This is a genomic window from Leucobacter sp. GX24907 (assembly GCF_053567335.1).
On the sequence record NZ_JBSGPD010000003.1, the window covers coordinates 110,873 to 126,548 of the forward strand.

At 66.3% G+C, this 15,676-nt stretch carries 13 protein-coding genes; 7 read left to right on the forward strand and 6 right to left on the reverse strand.

Annotated features, from left to right (window positions below; all coding sequences use genetic code 11):
* Positions 1-47: 47 nt before the first annotated feature.
* Together ACUYV6_RS05615 and ACUYV6_RS05620 are read right to left on the reverse strand one after the other, a co-directional pair.
* The gene (locus ACUYV6_RS05615) at positions 48-746 is read right to left on the reverse strand and encodes a winged helix-turn-helix domain-containing protein (RefSeq protein WP_449277673.1); all 699 of its coding nucleotides are present in this window, start codon (positions 744-746) and stop codon (positions 48-50) included.
* Positions 743-1,963 (reverse strand): sensor histidine kinase, encoded by a 1,221-nt coding sequence (locus tag ACUYV6_RS05620; RefSeq protein ID WP_449277674.1) that lies wholly within the window; start codon positions 1,961-1,963, stop codon positions 743-745. The genes ACUYV6_RS05615 and ACUYV6_RS05620 overlap by 4 nt, the downstream gene beginning before the upstream one ends.
* A 152-nt stretch (positions 1,964-2,115) precedes the next feature.
* Between ACUYV6_RS05620 and phoU the strand changes: the two genes are divergently transcribed.
* The 3 genes from phoU to rlmB all read left to right on the forward strand — a co-directional run bounded on the left by phoU (position 2,116) and on the right by rlmB (position 5,302).
* Entirely contained in the window at positions 2,116-2,757 is a 642-nt protein-coding gene (gene phoU, locus ACUYV6_RS05625) for a phosphate signaling complex protein PhoU (RefSeq protein WP_449277675.1), read from the forward strand.
* A 74-nt stretch (positions 2,758-2,831) separates the two neighbouring features.
* Positions 2,832-4,289: a cysteine--tRNA ligase gene (gene cysS, locus ACUYV6_RS05630; RefSeq protein WP_449277676.1), complete on the forward strand. Its 1,458-nt coding sequence runs from the start codon at positions 2,832-2,834 to the stop codon at positions 4,287-4,289.
* Positions 4,286-5,302 (forward strand): 23S rRNA (guanosine(2251)-2'-O)-methyltransferase RlmB, encoded by a 1,017-nt coding sequence (rlmB, locus tag ACUYV6_RS05635; protein ID WP_449277677.1) that lies wholly within the window; start codon positions 4,286-4,288, stop codon positions 5,300-5,302. The genes cysS and rlmB overlap by 4 nt, the downstream gene beginning before the upstream one ends.
* Before the next feature lie 36 nt (positions 5,303-5,338).
* Here the strand turns inward: rlmB and ACUYV6_RS05640 are convergent, their stop codons facing one another.
* Positions 5,339-5,830, reverse strand: a complete 492-nt coding sequence (locus tag ACUYV6_RS05640) for an Rv3235 family protein (protein WP_449277678.1) — start codon at positions 5,828-5,830, stop codon at positions 5,339-5,341.
* Between the two features lie 256 nt (positions 5,831-6,086).
* Here ACUYV6_RS05640 and ACUYV6_RS05645 point away from each other — a divergent pair, with 256 nt between their 5' ends.
* The gene (locus ACUYV6_RS05645; RefSeq protein WP_449277679.1) at positions 6,087-7,598 is read left to right on the forward strand and encodes a sensor histidine kinase; all 1,512 of its coding nucleotides are present in this window, start codon (positions 6,087-6,089) and stop codon (positions 7,596-7,598) included.
* A gap of 58 nt (positions 7,599-7,656) precedes the next feature.
* Here the strand turns inward: ACUYV6_RS05645 and ACUYV6_RS05650 are convergent, their stop codons facing one another.
* Both ACUYV6_RS05650 and ACUYV6_RS05655 read right to left on the reverse strand, forming a co-directional pair.
* Positions 7,657-7,950 carry a hypothetical protein gene (locus ACUYV6_RS05650; protein WP_449277680.1) on the reverse strand — a complete coding sequence of 98 codons (294 nt, stop codon included), beginning with the start codon at positions 7,948-7,950 and terminating at the stop codon, positions 7,657-7,659.
* Positions 7,947-9,779, reverse strand: coding sequence for a PspC domain-containing protein (locus tag ACUYV6_RS05655; RefSeq protein WP_449277681.1), 1,833 nt, complete (start codon positions 9,777-9,779; stop codon positions 7,947-7,949). Before ACUYV6_RS05655 ends, ACUYV6_RS05650 begins: the two co-directional genes overlap by 4 nt.
* 112 nt (positions 9,780-9,891) lie before the next feature.
* Between ACUYV6_RS05655 and ACUYV6_RS05660 the strand changes: the two genes are divergently transcribed.
* Together ACUYV6_RS05660 and ACUYV6_RS05665 are read left to right on the forward strand one after the other, a co-directional pair.
* Positions 9,892-11,256 carry an ATP-binding protein gene (locus ACUYV6_RS05660; RefSeq protein ID WP_449277682.1) on the forward strand — a complete coding sequence of 455 codons (1,365 nt, stop codon included), beginning with the start codon at positions 9,892-9,894 and terminating at the stop codon, positions 11,254-11,256.
* Complete coding sequence (locus ACUYV6_RS05665) at positions 11,253-11,915, forward strand: response regulator (RefSeq protein ID WP_449277683.1); 663 nt, start codon at positions 11,253-11,255, stop codon at positions 11,913-11,915. Before ACUYV6_RS05660 ends, ACUYV6_RS05665 begins: the two co-directional genes overlap by 4 nt.
* 156 nt (positions 11,916-12,071) lie before the next feature.
* On the opposite strand, the gene ACUYV6_RS05670 is transcribed toward ACUYV6_RS05665, so the two are convergent.
* Positions 12,072-13,745 carry a dolichyl-phosphate-mannose--protein mannosyltransferase gene (locus ACUYV6_RS05670; RefSeq protein ID WP_449277684.1) on the reverse strand — a complete coding sequence of 558 codons (1,674 nt, stop codon included), beginning with the start codon at positions 13,743-13,745 and terminating at the stop codon, positions 12,072-12,074.
* Positions 13,746-13,814: 69 nt separating this feature from the next.
* Here ACUYV6_RS05670 and ACUYV6_RS05675 point away from each other — a divergent pair, with 69 nt between their 5' ends.
* Positions 13,815-15,581, forward strand: coding sequence for a proline--tRNA ligase (locus ACUYV6_RS05675; protein WP_449277685.1), 1,767 nt, complete (start codon positions 13,815-13,817; stop codon positions 15,579-15,581).
* Positions 15,582-15,676: the final 95 nt, after the last annotated feature.

Sequence of the window (15,676 nt, forward strand, 5' to 3'; positions counted from 1 at the left end):
TCCATTATGCGCGCTCAGACCGATGCCGTACCGCTTGTGCGGGAAGATCAGCCGAAGCGGTATCCCACTCCGCGTACGGTCGTCACGAGCTTCGGGTTCGAAGGCACCTCTTCGATCTTGGAGCGGATGCGCTTGATGTGCACGTCGAGCGTCTTGGTGTCGCCGTAGTAGTTGCTGCCCCAGATGCGGTCGATGAGTTGCCCACGGGTAAGCACGCGGCCCGCGTGGCGCATGAGCAGCTCCAACAGCTCGAATTCCCGCAGCGGCATGGTGACTTCTTCTCCGCGCACGGTCACGGAGTGTCGCTCGGCGTCGAGCTTGATTCCGTCATTCTCGAGCACGGGGATCTCCTCCGACTCGCCCTCCTGGGGCGCTTCCGAGGCCCTACGGCGTAGGGCTGCACGTACCCGGGCAAGCAGCTCTCGCGTTGAGTACGGCTTCGTGATGTAGTCGTCGGCGCCGAGCTCCAAGCCCACTACGATGTCGATCTCACTGTCCTTCGCGGTCAGCATGATGATCGGTACCTGGGAGTGCGTGCGGATCGCACGGCACACCTCGGTTCCCGGGAGGCTCGGCAGCATCAGGTCGAGCAGTACGAGGTCGGGCTGCACTTCGTCGAAACGGTGCACTGCCTCCGCACCGTCATCGACGACTGTGACGCTGTAACCCTCTCGCTCGATGAGGAACGCGAGCGGGCCGGAGATCGATGCCTCGTCTTCGACGAGGAGAATGCGCTGTGTGGTCATGCCTGTGCGGTGCCTTCCTGCGATGAGCCGGACTTCGCCGGCTCGCGGTGCTTCTTGAGACGCTTGATACGCTTGCGGACCTTCTTGTCGTTGCGCCCGGCTACTGCGACGGGGAGCGTGATGGTGAAGGTGGACCCCTGACCCGGCTGCGACCACACGGTCACGTCGCCACCGTGCGCACGAACGGTATGGCGCGTGATCGACAGGCCCAGGCCGGTGCCGCCGCCCTCCCGGCTGCGCGAGCCGTCGACGCGGTAGAAGCGCTCGAAGATGCGCGGGAGGTGCTCGGCTTCGATTCCGGGGCCCTGATCGGTGACCGTGATCGTGAACTGCTGGCCGGAACAGCTCGTACCGACGCCGACTCGCCCGCCCTCGGGAGAGTACTTGATCGCGTTGCTGATCAAGTTGGCGACGGCGACGCCGAGCGCCGCGGGTTTGCCGATGATCGATGCCTCCGCGGCTTCCCCGTCAGGGTCGGTAAACGCGATCTCGACGGCACGTCCTCCCGCGTACTCCCGATGGGCCTCGACCTCGTCGCGTACGAGCGCTGCGAGAAGCACCGGTTCGCGATCCTCTGGCATCAGAGTCGACTGCGCCTCTGAGAGGCGGATCACATCTCGGGAGAGCTCGCCCAGTCGCTTGGACTCCTTCATGAGGCTCTTCGCGAAGTCGCGCACGAGTTCCGGTTGATCGGAGGCTTCTTTGACCGCCTCGGCGAGCAATCCGATCGCCGCGATCGGGGTCTTCAGCTCATGGCTCACATTCGCGATGAAGTCTCGGCGCATCGCGTTCACGCGCTGCTCTTCCCCGAGATCATCTGCCAGCACCACGATGAACCGCGGCTGCACGCGCACGATATGCACGCGCAACGTGTCGGTCGGGTCATCGGAGTTCGGGTGTCTGGTGTAGGGGACACCGGTCGACATCACCATGCGTGCATGCGTGAGAAACTCCGGGGTGCCGAGCTCATCGCCGCTGATGCGTTGATCTTGCTGCGCGACAGGATTCGCATAGACCGGGGAGAGCGAAGCATCGAGGATCACAGCGAAGGTGTCCATCTCGTGGAGGATCGACGTCGCGATCTCAGGAAGCTCGGGGCGCATCTCGGCGGCACGACGACGGCTTGCCGCCCGTGTCAGGAAGATGGACGCGGTGAGCGCTGTGCCGAGGATGAGGCCCAGCGCGATCGAGAGGAGCACCAGCGTCGACGAAGTCATGGTTTCATCGTATGGGGAGCGTGTTCGCACCGCTGCGAGTTCAGCTTCTGTTCACCTGCGGGCTGGGAGGGGTTTACCGTCATCGGGCACGCTAGTGGAAGACCCGCTACGAGCGCGCCGATTATTCGCGTGCCACCACCGAGAGGAAACCCATGCGCGAGGTATTTCAGCAGGAGCTGCGCGAGGTGCAGGATCGCCTGGTGCAGATCGCCGAACTCGTCCACACCGCGATCGTGGACGCGACGACCTCGTTCCGCACGTCCGATGTAGCGCTCGCTGAATCGGTGATCGATAGCGCCGACGAGGTGGAGGCGCTCGCGACCACGCTTGACGAGCTCACGATCGATATTCTGGCCCGCCAGCAGCCGGTCGCCTCCGATCTCCGCCTGATGGTGAGCGCGCTGCGCATGAGCGCTTCGCTCGAGCGCATGGGCGACCTGGCCCAGCACATCGCGCAGCTCGCGCGCTACCGCTATCCCGAGAGCGCTATTCCGGCCGGCCTTCGCAAGACCTTCTCGCGCATGGGTGAGATCGACTGCGAGATGGCGGAAACCCTCGTCACACTGCTGCGCGATCCTCAGCCGCGTACGGTCGTCGAACTCCGTGACCTTGACGATGGGCTCGACGAACTGCATGCGAAGGTGTTTGAGAAGGTGCTGAGCGACAAGCTGGCAGACAACCCGACCGGCGTCGTCGATGGCACGCTCGCGAGCCGCTACCACGAGCGCTTCGGCGATCACGCCGTCGATATCGCGAAGCAGGTGCAGTACTTCCTCAGCGGCGAACTCAGCTGAGCGTCGGGCTCGGTGTTCCGGGCCGGTGCGCAGGTCGGGCGATTTCGCGTTGAAGAGGCTCTAGGCTTGAGCACGTGAAGCAGCGCATCTACGACTCCCGGCGACAGGACGTGGTCGATTTCGAACCCCGCACCGCGGGAGAAGTCTGTCTGTACGTCTGCGGGCCGACGGTGCAGTCTGCCCCGCACATCGGGCACCTGCGTAGCGCACTCGTCTACGACCAGATGCGGCGCTGGTTCGAGGCCACGGGGCACCGCGTGACGCTCATTCGCAACGTCACGGATATCGACGACAAGATCCTCGAGAATGCGCGGCTTGCGCAGGAAGCCGGTGAGAGCGAGGAATGGTGGGCGCTCGCCTACCGCGTCGAGCGGGAATTCACCGCCGCCTACGACGCGCTCGGCGTGCTGCCGCCAAGCTACGAGCCGCGGGCGACCGCGAACATCCGCGAGATGATCGAACTGATCGAGCTCCTCATCGAGCGGGGTCACGCGTATCAGGCCTCTGACGGCTCCGCGAGCGTCTACTTCGACACGGCCAGTTGGCCCGAGTACGGCGCGCTCACTCGCCAGCAGCGCGATCAGATGGAAGATGCCGCGGATTCTGAACCGGTGGGGAAGCGGGATCCGCGGGACTTCGCTCTGTGGAAGGCCCATCGCGACCATGAGCCGCTCTCGGCGTCCTGGCCGTCACCGTGGGGTCGCGGCAGACCGGGGTGGCACATCGAATGCTCGGCGATGGCCACTCGATACCTCGGACAAGAATTCGACATCCACGGCGGGGGTCTTGACCTGCGATTCCCGCACCACGAGAACGAGCTTGCTCAGTCGAGTGCGGCGGGGCACCCGTTCGCTCGTCACTGGATCCATAACGGACTGGTGAACACTCGGGGTCAGAAGATGTCGAAGTCGCTCGGCAATTCGCTCTTCGCGAAGGACCTCTTGGCTGCTGCCCGGCCGATCGTGCTGCGTTACTACCTCGGCTCGGCGCACTACCGTTCGGTGCTCGACTTCTCCGACGAGTCGCTGGTCGAAGCCGAGACCGCGTTTTCGCGTATCGAGTCGTTTCTCGACCGTGCGGAGCACGCCGGGTTCGAAGTGACGGCTTCGCATGATTCGAGTGTGACCGCGGAACATCTGCCTGAGAGCTTCTCGCAGGCGATGCTCGATGACTTTGGGACTCCGCAGGCCCTTGCAGTGCTGCACACGACGGTGCGGGCTGGCAACGCGGCGCTGGAGCAACGCGGCGAGTTCGGCGCAGACGAAGTGAAGAACCACCTGTCGCAGACGATGGCGATGTTGAATGTACTGGGACTCAACCCGCGAGACGCGGTGTGGGGAGCCCGCGGAGATGCTGATGGCGGCTCCGCCCAGCAGGCTCTGGGTACTCTGGTAACCGCTTTGATCGCCGAGCGGCGCACAGCCCGTGAGAACCGGGACTTCGCGACGAGCGATGCGATTCGCGACCGGCTCAGTGCTGCCGGCATCGCATTGGAAGACGGCCCGAACGAGACCCGCTGGAGTTTGATATGAGTAACAAGGGTGCGCGGCCCGGCGCCGTACGCAAGAAGAGCCGTGGCAAAGCGGTCGGTTCGGGAGGTCAGGGCCGGCAAGCCCTGGAGGGGCGCAAGCCCACGCCGAAGGCAGAGGATCGGCCCTACCATCCCGCAGGAAAGGCGAAGGCCGCGAAGGAGCGACTGCAAGCAGCTCGCGAGCGACATGGCGCCGGCCGCCCGGGAAGTGGCCGAGGCCCGGAGCGCTCTGGGCGCGCCGGCAAGAAGGGCGATGACGTCGAGCTTGTGACCGGGCGCAACGCCGTGCTCGAAGCGCTACGGACCAAAGTTCCGGCCACGGCGCTCTATGTCGCCGCGCGCGTCGAAATGGACGATCGGGTGCGCGAGATCCTGGGTACCGCGGTCCGGATGAACATTCCAGTGCTCGAGGTCATGCGCCCCGAGCTCGACCGAATGACACCGCGCGACACGGTGCATCAGGGCGTCGTCTTGAAGGTGCCTCCGATGGAGTACGCTCACCCGCTTGAAGAACTCGACCGAGTCATCGACCGCGGGCAGGTTCCGCTCTTCGTTGCACTCGACGGGGTGACGGATCCGCGCAATCTCGGAGCGATCATCCGCTCTGTCGGAGCGTTCGGCGGCCAGTGCGTTATCGTGCCGCAACGTCGCTCGACCGGACTGAACTCGGCGGCTTGGAAGACCTCTGCCGGCGCTGCGGCTCGCATCCCCGTTGCGATGGCTTCGAACTTGACCCAGACACTCAAAGAGTTCAAGAAGCAGGGGGTCTTCGTCGTCGGTCTCGACGGCGATGGCGATGTCAGCCTGCCGAACCTCGAGTTGGCCGACCGTCCGCTGCTCCTGGTGATCGGGAGCGAGGGCAAAGGTCTGTCTCGACTCGTCACAGAGACCTGCGACGCGGTTGTGTCGATTCCGATCTCATCGGTGACCGAGTCACTCAATGCGGGCATCGCGGCGAGTGTCGCCCTCTACGAGGTGGCTAAGACCCGCGCGTCGACGATCACGGCCGACTAGCTTCGGTCGCAGGTGCTGCAAAGTCTTGCGATGCAGTCAGAGCACCGTCAGGCAGTGCGCCCGCCAACGCCCGCGATCATCGCAGAACTTCAGACACACGGCAACGGCGTGAGTCCGGGCTCCCGCGTTCAGGACGGCTGTTGCCTCGACCACGTGCGGCCCCGGTCGGGTGAGCGTGACGCGAGTGACTTGGGGGACTCTGCGGCGGTGATCCCGATTCACGAGACGGCTCTCGGCGCGCGCTGCGCTGCGCTGTCTGAGCTCGGAGGCGACCTCGTCGGTAATCATCCCGTGCAACTGCATGAGCGAGCGGTCGCCTTCGAGCACCTCGTAGGCCAACACCGAGAGGCGTGCGACGAGCGCCGGATGAATCGCCGGGGCGCGCTCAGGATGATCTCGGGAGTGCTGCGAGCCGTTGCCCGCGAGCGACATCGAGTGCGTTCGGGGTGATGTTCCGCGTCGCAACGGTACGACCTCGCCGGTGACCGGCTGCGTCGTTGCTGCAACGCTCTCGGGAACATTCGGCACCGGGCGGAGGCGAGGGGGAAGGGATGGTGAACCCATCGTGGATGACATGATGCTGATCTTTCTGAACAAGTAGCAGCTTCCACTGCGCCTCCCCATCAGGACTGCGGCGCTGCATGTCTCTCTCGTGGATTGCCCATATTAGGAAACGAGTGTCAATTGGGGTCAATGGTTTCTGCGCCCAGTGCGCAGATGTGTGATCGCGCGAACACCGGGACGGGACGGCTTGTCTTCAGCTGAAGGCCGTAGGCTACCGGACGTGTCTTCACTGCGGAACTTCGTGAGCAAGTACTCCCCTCTCGGCGAAGAGGAGGTCGAATGGCTCGAGATGCTCGTGCTCGATTGGCCCCTGCTCGCTGATCTGGCGCTCGGCGACGTGGTGCTTTGGGTGCCGAGTAACGACGGGAATTACCTCGCGGTCGTCCATTCGCGGCCCGCCGGATCCTTCACGCTCTTCTATCGCGATGTCATCGGAGAGTTTCTCCGGGCTGACTGGCGCGAGCTCATCGATGAGGCGATGACCACGCGTGAGCCCGTGGCCTCGACCGCGCCCGCCTGGTACGAGGAGAATCCGATGAAGCTCACGGCTTACTCCGTGAGCCGCCGGGACGAATCAGGCGAACTGCTTCCGCCTTTCGCAGTAGCAACGCTGCACACGAGCGTCGGCGACACCCAGAACGCCTCACGTATCGGAGCAGCTTTCCGCGAGTGCGCTGATGATCTCTTCGCCATGATTCAGAACGGGCTCTTCCCGTCGCCCGGCACCGAGCCGGGCCGTGAGCGTGGTGCTCCGCGTGCGGCCGACGGACTGGTCCGTGTCGATCCTGAAGGCCTGGTGACCTTCGCGAGCCCGAATACGCAATCCACCTTCATGCTGCTCGGGTACCGGGATGAGCTGGAGGGGGAAGACTTCGGTGAGGTCGTCAGCGAAGTCGTCAAGGGCCAGTTCGACACGAATGAGTCGCTGCCGCTCATCGCGAAGGGCAAGACCGCAAAGCGTGCCGATATCGATGCGCGCGGCCGCACTGTGACGCTGCGATCGATCCCCGTTGTCACAAATGGTGAGCGTACCGGCGGGATCGTGCTCACCCGCGACGTCACCGGTCTGCGGCAGCAGGAGCAGGAACTCATCACCAAGGACGCGACGATCCGAGAGATTCATCACCGAGTGAAGAACAATCTCCAGACTGTCGCCTCGTTGCTGCGTGTGCAGGCTCGCCGTGCACAGAGCGAAGAGGCGAAGAACGTCATGGGGCAGGCGATGCGTCGTGTCGCCGCGATCGCGGTGGTGCACGACACGCTCTCCTCGGGGCTCTCCCAGATTGTCGACTTCGACCAGGTGTTCGATCGGGTGATCGGGCTCGCGGCCGAGGTCGCAAGTCTGCACAACACCACCGTGCATCAGTACAAGGAGGGCACCTTCGGCAAGCTCCCCTCGGAGTACGCGACCCCGCTCGCTCTCGCCCTCACGGAAGTGGTTACCAACGCAGTCGAGCACGGGCTTGCCGAGCGCGAAGGAGAGATTCGGATCACCGCTGACCGCACCGAGGAACGCCTGACTGTCGTGGTCACCGATGACGGAATCGGCCTGCCCGGAGGCGCCGTCGGCGATGGGCTCGGCACGCAGATCGTCAAGACCCTGATCGAGGGTGAACTCGGTGGAACGATCTCTTGGGGTCCGTCGGACAGCGGCGGAGCGCGTGTCGACATCGACATCCCGCTGCACCTGATCTCGACGATGACGAGCGAGTTCCCGCGCGTCGTCGTCTGACGCTTTCCTCTGACGCGTTCGGGCCGACACCGCGAGATGCGGCGCCGACCCGAAGCGCTCACCGGTTGCGGCGGAAGAGCAGACCCAGCCCGACCAGCAGCAGCACCGCGCCGAGCCCGAGCAGCGTGCCCGTGGCCCAGACTGTGGTGTCCACCGTGTCCGGGGCGAGCGAGCGCTGCGTGACGTAGGCGCAGAAGGCGAGGATCAGTACTCCCCAGATGATCGGGCCGGTGCGCGGCACTGACCGTCGCGTCTCTGTAGGATCGGTGGCCGTAGGCGCTGCGCCGCCGGGGCGGTCATTCTCGAGGGGTACTGTGTCCGTGGGCTGTGAGGTCTTATCGTCGGTGCTCATCGTGCCAGCTCCTTCTCGATCGCATCGATGTCGTCTTGAATCGCATCGCGTTTATCTTCGAGGCCGCGGCGTTCGTGCACAGTGATGCCCGGTTCCTCGATCTGCCACTCGGTCTGAGCGAGATCGTCCTCGAGTCGCTGCAAGTCTTCACGGGCGTTCCGATCACTGCGTTCGCGAGTGGTTCCCGCGCGGTCGTCCTGTACGAGGGCGGATCCGCCGCCGACGATCCGCACGTTGCCGGCCAGCAGGTACACCGTTACCCGGGGGACGCTCTCCGCAGTCGCATCACTTGTGGTTCCGGACATGTTCCTAGTGCTCGCCGGGAGTGTGGCAGGGCTGCTGGAGCGGTGGCTGAGGAAGGGGCCGGAGACCCGGAACCCCTCGTGCGCTGCCGAGTTCTCAGAGATGTTCCCGGCGAGTACCCTGACCAGTACCGAGGAGGGAGCGTCATCCGGCAGGGTGACGGTCGCAGTGCCGGCGAGCTGCCAGACGACGATCTCGTCATTGGCCTGCGACGGATCGGTGTCGAGGTCTCGCAGATCGATGTCTGCATCCCCTGCGATCACCACGGTGCCGGGGTCCCTGGTGCCGGTGATCTCGATGTCGCCGAAAGGCTGGAAGCGCGTGCCCCAGGGCAGTACCGCCGTGAAGAGTAGCGCCACGACTCCGCAAGCCGCGAGGAATCCGACGAATCCCGTGTTGCGTCCGCGGATTCCCGCGACGATCAGTGAGAGACCGAGAACGGCGAGCATGGCGATGGCGGCCAGCACCCAGGGCAGGGCCGGGCGTGTGGGTTCGCCCTGAGGGAGACCCACTCCGAGGGACCAGAACAGGAAGAGGCCACCTGCGAGCAGGGCGAGAGCGAGCGTCAGCACCGTGTGCGCCGCGCCGAGTTTGTGAGCCTCGTGACGCTCGGCGTACCGGGCGCTCCACTCGTCGGCCTGGCGGCCGACCTCGGCACTCCACTCCGAAGCCTTCTGGCCGGTGCGGGTGCCCCATTCTTTCGCCTGTTCGCTCGTGCGGGATGCGAACTCCTCCGTCCGGTCGGCGAAGGCCCTGGCTTGGGCGCCGATGTCGGAGCCCGTGCCGGGGTGCGGTTCAGCGCCGGCGGCTTGATCGGTGTCGGTGCCCGACCCGGCTTCGAAGACAGGATCCGCGCCGGACGACGTCGCGGCGGCAGTTGGAGTTTCTGTGGTGTTCGAGGAGGTCGAATCGCTGTTCCTCGAAGTGTGCTCGCGGCCGCGCTGCAGAACGAAGTGCCTGATGATGAAGAACGCGGCGACGGCGACGGCGATCCAGAACACCCAGGCCGCCGTGCGGACCAGCCACAGTGGGAGCCCCATGGCCACCCAGAGATCCCATCCCCAGAAGCTCGGGGTTCCGAGCATCGGAGCGCCCCCGAGACTCAGGCCGAAGATGACCGGGATGACGACGAGGCCTGCGATGACGGCCGCGGTCACGATCACCCCGGTCGACGCTCGCCCCCGGATGACCTCCTCGGCGTGGATGCGTCCGGAGGAGTCGGGCAGCAATAGCCACCCGGCGAGGTAGAGCAGCAGGCCTGGGCCGCCGAGGAGCGCCAGTACGACGAAGAGGCCGCGCACGATCAGCGGGTCTATCCCGGCACGGGCCGCGATGCCACCGGCTACGCCGGTGAACCAGCGTTCTTGACCGCGGACGATGCGGAGGCGACGGAGCCAAGCGAAGAAGCCGCTGCCGAAGGGTTGCGGGCCGCCTTGTTGACCGCCTTGCGGATTGTTGTGCGGGGGAGTCCCGGTGCTGGATCCGTCGGGTCCCGAGGTTCCGTGGGGAGGGGTCGTATCGTTCATGCTTCGAGTCTGCCGCCCGAAGAGCCTCCGCACGATGGGGGTTCACCCTGATCGAACCCTGAACTTCGTCGGGTGTCTCCCCGATCACCGGTGCGAGTGCTTGGATGGAGCTATGACGACACCGATGCTGCACCGCTCGCGGGATGACCGCATGCTCGCCGGTGTCTGCGGTGGCCTCGCTGCGCATCTGGGGCTCCCGGTGCTCGTAGTGAGGGTCGGGATGGCTGTGCTGACGCTCTTCGGCGGTGCGGGCGCGCTCTTCTACCTCTGGTTGTGGGCGACCGCGCCACGGGAGGGGGAGACTGCGGGCATCGTGCCGATGCGCAGCGCCCTCACTCGTGCTGCGGAAGGACAGAGCCCTGATACCTCAATCGCGGCTTCGCAGATTCCCCTGCCCGACGCCCCGGATCCGGAACCGAGCTCACAGATCGAGACGCGGCGCGTGCGCTCCTGGCCCGTCGCCGAACTGCTGTTGGGCGTCTCGCTCCTGATCGCCGGAGCAGCTCTGGTGCTCGACCGCCTCGGTGTGAGTCTGCGGCTCGAGGTGATCTTGCCCGGCATGGCAGTGCTCGTGGGCGTCGGACTCACTTGGTGGCAGATCGCCGACCGCGAGCGGCCCGAGCGGCATCAGTTGCCGAGGGTGCTCGGAGCGCTCGCCCTCGTCGCGGTCGGGGTGCTCATGTTCTTCGTCACCGCGAAGCAACCCGATCTCTGGACGGTCGTTGCCGCAGCGCTCGCGGTGCTCGCCGGCATCGCCCTCGCGCTCGCGCCGTGGTTGCTGCGGCTCAACCGCGAGCTCATTGCGGAGCGCGCGGCGCGCGAGCGCGAGGCTGAGCGAGCCGAGATCGCGGCGCACCTGCACGATTCCGTACTGCAGACGCTCGCGCTGATCCAGCAGCGGGCCGACCCGGGAAGCGAGGTCGACCGGCTCGCCCGCGGGCAGGAGCGCGAACTGCGGGAGTGGCTGTTCCGAGCGGCAGACGGTGGGGAGGCGAGCCATCGCGAGCTCGAAGCCGAGCTGCGGGTCCACGCCGGTGAGCTCGAGGAGACCCACGCCGTCCGGTTCGAGCTCGTCGTCGTAGGCGGTGGAGCCGACCGCGTGGTACCCGAGGCGCTCGCCGCAGCCGCGCGCGAAGCGATGCTCAACGCCGCCCGTCACGCCGGGGGCACGGTCACCGTCTACATCGAGATCGCTCGGGATCGTGCGTCCGTCGACGTGACCGACCGCGGGCCCGGCTTCGACGCCGATGACCTGCCCGAGGGGCGCATGGGTGTGAGAGAGTCGATCAGGGGACGCATGGACCGGGCAGGTGGAACGGCGAGGATCGGTTCCGGCCCCGGGGGAGCCGGAACCGCCGTGCGGTTGTCGGTTCCGCTCGTCGAGATCGGTGAATTTGAGGTATCGGCCGATGAGGTCGCTGTCGGCGGTGCGGCGGTGCCCGACGCACCGAGAGAACGGAACGAGGAGCACAGGTGAGTGAGCACCCGATCGGCGTCGTCATCGTCGACGACCACCAGATCTTCCGCACTGGACTCCGGGCCGCTCTCGGCTCGGAGCTGGAAGTGGTAGCGGAGGCAGCGACCGTGGAGGAGGCCGTTGATCGCATCGAGCGCTTCGATCCTGATGTGGTGCTGCTCGACGTCCATTTACCGGGAGGCGCCGGAGGCGGCGGTGCTGAGGTGCTGCGCCGGGCGGGTGCCGAGCGAATCGCACGCACCCGATACCTCGCGCTCAGCGTGTCCGACGCGGCCGACGACGTCGTCAGCGTCATCCGCGCCGGAGCGCGAGGCTACCTTACGAAGACCGCGACCGGTGCGGAGGTCACCGCCGCAGTCGTGCGCGTGCATGGCGGAGACGCGGTCTTCTCGCCTCGGCTTGCCGGTTTCGTACTGGATGCGTTCGGCACAGGCGGGGGAGAGGTGGCCGATGCCGACGATGAACTCGACCGCCTCACGGCCCGAGAGCAGGAGGTCATGCGCATGATCGCGCGCGGCTACGCCTACAAGGAGGTGGCGGCCGAGCTCTTCTTGTCGGTCAAGACAGTCGAGACCCATGTGTCGAAGGTGCTGCGCAAGTTGCAGCTCTCCAACAGGCACGAGCTCACCGCTTGGGCGCTTGCTCGCCGGCTGCTCTGAGCGGCGAGATGAGCCCCGTTGTTCCTTGCCGGCGCGCGAAGCAACGACGAGGCTCGTCTCGCCGGGCTTATGAGGGGGTGCGGGGCACGCGAGGGAGCGCGGGTCGTTGGGGCGCAGGAATCCCGCAGGCGCGGGGCTGCTCAGTGCGCGCTCGAGCTACGCCCACCCGGGCAACCAGAGATGCGCCCGCCAGAACCACTCGGGCACTGGAATCGCCGACCAGACGGGGAAGAACCAGGCGCTGACGAGCACGACGGCGGCGATGAACACTCCGACGGAGACGCGGCGGGCCGCCACTGACTCAGGGTCCGGATCGAGTTCGAGCGCTGCCGAGCCGCGCGACCCGCGGACGACGATGCCAGCAAGCAGCCCGAGCGTGAGAGCCAGCGCCAGCGCGGAGAACGGCGTCAGTACCACGGTGTAGAACTGGAACACCGCCGAGCGGGAGACCGTCAGTACCCACGGGATCCACCCCGAAAGGTAACCGACCAGCACAAAGGCCGCGATCGCGGGAAGCGGATCGATACCGACCAGGCTGCGCCGATCCGACCCCGTCTGCGACACGCCTTGCAGCCGCGACGGAGCCAGGAGACGCCACGGCGTGCGGCGCAGCAGCAACCACAGCAGCGCGAGCAGCGCCGCGACCCCGCCCCAGGTGATGAGCAGGTTCGGTAAGGGGGAGACCCCTGAGACACAGCCCGTCACCCCCTGGCAGCCTTCCTCCCAGCGCGAGTCGTACATCGCGGTGGGCCTCAACGCGAGGGGCCAGCTGAGCGGGTGGGAGCTGAACGGGTGCTCTGCGGTGAGAGAGGCATGCCAACGGAGGAGGTCGACGTGGTACTTCGCGAGGGCGGCGGGCCAGGATCCCTCGGCCTGTCGTCCCCAGCCGTCTGCGGTGACGATCCAGCCGGTCCAGGTGGCCAGGTAGGCGACCGCAGCCGTAGGTAAGGCGATGACCGCGGTCACGAGGGCCTGAGTGAACGCGCGGAGCAGTGCGAGCCGTTCGGCGACTGCGCGTCTCCGGAACAGGTCGAGGATCACGATCAGCACCAGGAATGCCGCCAGCGGGTACAGCCCAGACCATTTGATGCCCGCGGCGGCTCCGAAGACGAGCCCCGCGCCGAGAAGCCAGGGGCGACGCCAGAGAATCGGGATCCGCCGGCGTAGATTCCCGGCCGGAGACGGTTCGGAACCCGCGCCTGGTGGAGGCAGTACCCTCGCACGAGCTCGCGAAGACTCGATGTCTCGCCACACGAAGAGCGCTCCTGTGACGACCGCGAGGGTCAAGAAGCCGTCAAGCAGTGCCACGCGTGTCAGTGTCACGTGCACGCCATCGAGCGCGAGCAGCAAGCCGGCGAGGCAGGCGATCCCGAGGCTGCGAGTCAGTCGCCAGCCCAACCGCATGGTCACTGCCACGGTTGCGACACCCGCGAGCGCTACCGCCGACCGCCACCCCCACCCGTTGTCGGGGCCGAAGAGCAGTACTCCGAGCCCGATGAGCCATTTGCCGAGCGGAGGGTGGGCGACGTACGAGGCTTCGTCTGAAAAGCTCCGCGCGCGTTCGCCGGCGAGGCTCGGATCGCTGTCTGGCCAAGTGGTCGCGAAGCCGTGTGCGAGCTGGCTGATCGCATCGCGCACGTAGTAGAGCTCGTCGAACACGAGTGTGCCCGGGCGGCCCAGGGCCCAGAAGCGCAGGATCGCGGCGACGGCGAGCACCAGCACGGGGGCCAGCACGCGCACGATCTGCTGACGTCGGCTGTATCGCTCGTGACGATGCGGGCTCTGGTGCCGGCGCTGCTGCGGCGGTGGCCAGGCGTCGACGGAGATCACGGCACCAGCCTATGGCCGTAGGGTCCCCGATGCTCGCCGGGATCGGCCTCACCGGGCTACGATGGACGGGTGCTGACACGCCTGACGAACTTCTTCCTGAAAACACTGCGCGAGGATCCGGCCGACGCCGAGGTCATGAGCCATAAGTTGCTGGTGCGCGCCGGCTACCTGCGCCGCCAATCGCCAGGCGTCTTCGGCTGGATGCCGCTGGGGCTACGGGTGAAGGCGAAGCTCGAGCAGGTGATCCGCGAGGAGATGCTGGCTTCGGGTGCGCACGAGGTGTACTTCCCCGCGATGCTGCCGCGCGAGCCCTACGAGCAGACGGGTCGCTGGGAGGAGTACGGCGAGGCGCTGTTTCGGTTGCAGGATCGGCACGGCGCCGATCACCTCCTCGCCCCGACGCACGAAGAGGTCTTCACCCTCATGGTGAAGGACTTCGTCTCGTCGTACAAGGATCTGCCGATGACGCTGTTCCAGATCCAGGGCAAGTACCGTGACGAAGCACGTCCCCGTGCCGGACTGCTGCGCGGCCGCGAGTTCACGATGAAGGATGCCTACTCCTTCGACACCTCTGACGCAGGGCTCGACGCGAGCTATCAGAAGCAGCGCGACGCGTACGAGCGAATCTTCCGGCGGCTCGAGCTCGAGTACGTCATCGTATCGGCCGACGCCGGAGCTATGGGCGGATCGCGGAGCGAAGAGTTCTTGCTGCCCACGGAGATCGGCGAAGACACGTTCGTGCGCTCCTCCGGAGGATACGCTGCGAACGTCGAGGCCTACCAGACTCCGGTGCCCGAGGCTCTGCCGATCGAGGGCCAGCCACAGGCAGTGGTATTCGACTCGCCGAATACGCCCACCATCGAAACGCTCGTCGCGCACGCGAACGCCGTGCTGCCGCGTGAAGACGGTCGGGAGTGGACCGCCGCCGACACGCTGAAGAACATCGTGCTCGCGGTGACGACGCCCGAGGGAGAGCGGGAGATCGTCGTCGTCGGAATTCCTGGCGACCGAGATGCCGACATGAAGCGTGCCGAGGTCGCTTTCGGCGGTGCCGAGGTCGAGCCTGCGACGCCGGCCGACTTCGAGAAGCATCCGGGCCTCGTCAAGGGATACATCGGTCCCGTGCTCGGCGATCAGGCTGTGCTCGGCGAAAACGGTACGACCGGGATCCGTTTCCTCCTCGACCCCCGGATCGTGCCGGGCACCGCCTGGGTCACCGGGGCGAACCTCGATGAGAAGCACGTTGCGTACCTCGTCGCGGGACGCGACTTCGAGGGTGATGGCGTCGCCGATATCGCGAACGTGCGGGATGGAGATCCTGCGCCGGATGGAACCGGAACGATCGAGACCGCCCGCGGCATGGAGATCGGACACATCTTCCAGCTCGGCCGCAAGTATGCCGAGGCGCTCGGGCTGAAGGTGCTCGACGAGAATGGCAAGCTCGTCACCGTGACCATGGGCTCGTACGGCATCGGTGTGACTCGCATCATGGCGATCCTCGCGGAGCTGCACCATGATGATCGCGGGCTGATCTGGCCGCGGGCGATCGCACCGTTCGACGTGCACCTCGTCGCCACGGGCAAGGATCCGGCCGTCTTCGACATTGCTGAGCAGCTCGCCTCAGGGCTCGACACTGCCGGTGTCGAGGTGCTCTTCGACGATCGTCCGAAGGTATCGCCGGGTGTGAAGTTCGGTGATGCCGAGCTGATCGGTGTGCCCCGAGTCGTCGTCGTCGGTCGCGACGCGGTTGATGGCTTCGCAGAGGTGTGGGATCGTGCCGCCGGCACCAAGGAGAAAGTGGCGATCGCAGACGTTCCTGCGCTGTTCGGAGCCTGATCGGGACGGGCCCGTGGTCGAGGGACGGCGCGCCGAGTGCGTGCGGGCGCTCGTTCGCGCCCGTGTGCCGGTGCTCGCGTGCGCTCCAGCGCTGG

What these genes read in the sequence shown, in the direction of transcription:
- ACUYV6_RS05615 (WP_449277673.1), bottom strand. Translation starts at nt 746, where the DNA reads ATGACCACACAGCGCATTCTCCTCGTCGAAGACGAGGCATCGATCTCC.
- ACUYV6_RS05620 (WP_449277674.1), bottom strand. Translation starts at nt 1,963, where the DNA reads ATGACTTCGTCGACGCTGGTGCTCCTCTCGATCGCGCTGGGCCTCATC.
- phoU (WP_449277675.1), top strand. Translation starts at nt 2,116, where the DNA reads ATGCGCGAGGTATTTCAGCAGGAGCTGCGCGAGGTGCAGGATCGCCTG.
- rlmB (WP_449277677.1), top strand. Translation starts at nt 4,286, where the DNA reads ATGAGTAACAAGGGTGCGCGGCCCGGCGCCGTACGCAAGAAGAGCCGT.
- ACUYV6_RS05650 (WP_449277680.1), bottom strand. Translation starts at nt 7,950, where the DNA reads ATGAGCACCGACGATAAGACCTCACAGCCCACGGACACAGTACCCCTC.
- ACUYV6_RS05655 (WP_449277681.1), bottom strand. Translation starts at nt 9,779, where the DNA reads ATGAACGATACGACCCCTCCCCACGGAACCTCGGGACCCGACGGATCC.
- ACUYV6_RS05660 (WP_449277682.1), top strand. Translation starts at nt 9,892, where the DNA reads ATGACGACACCGATGCTGCACCGCTCGCGGGATGACCGCATGCTCGCC.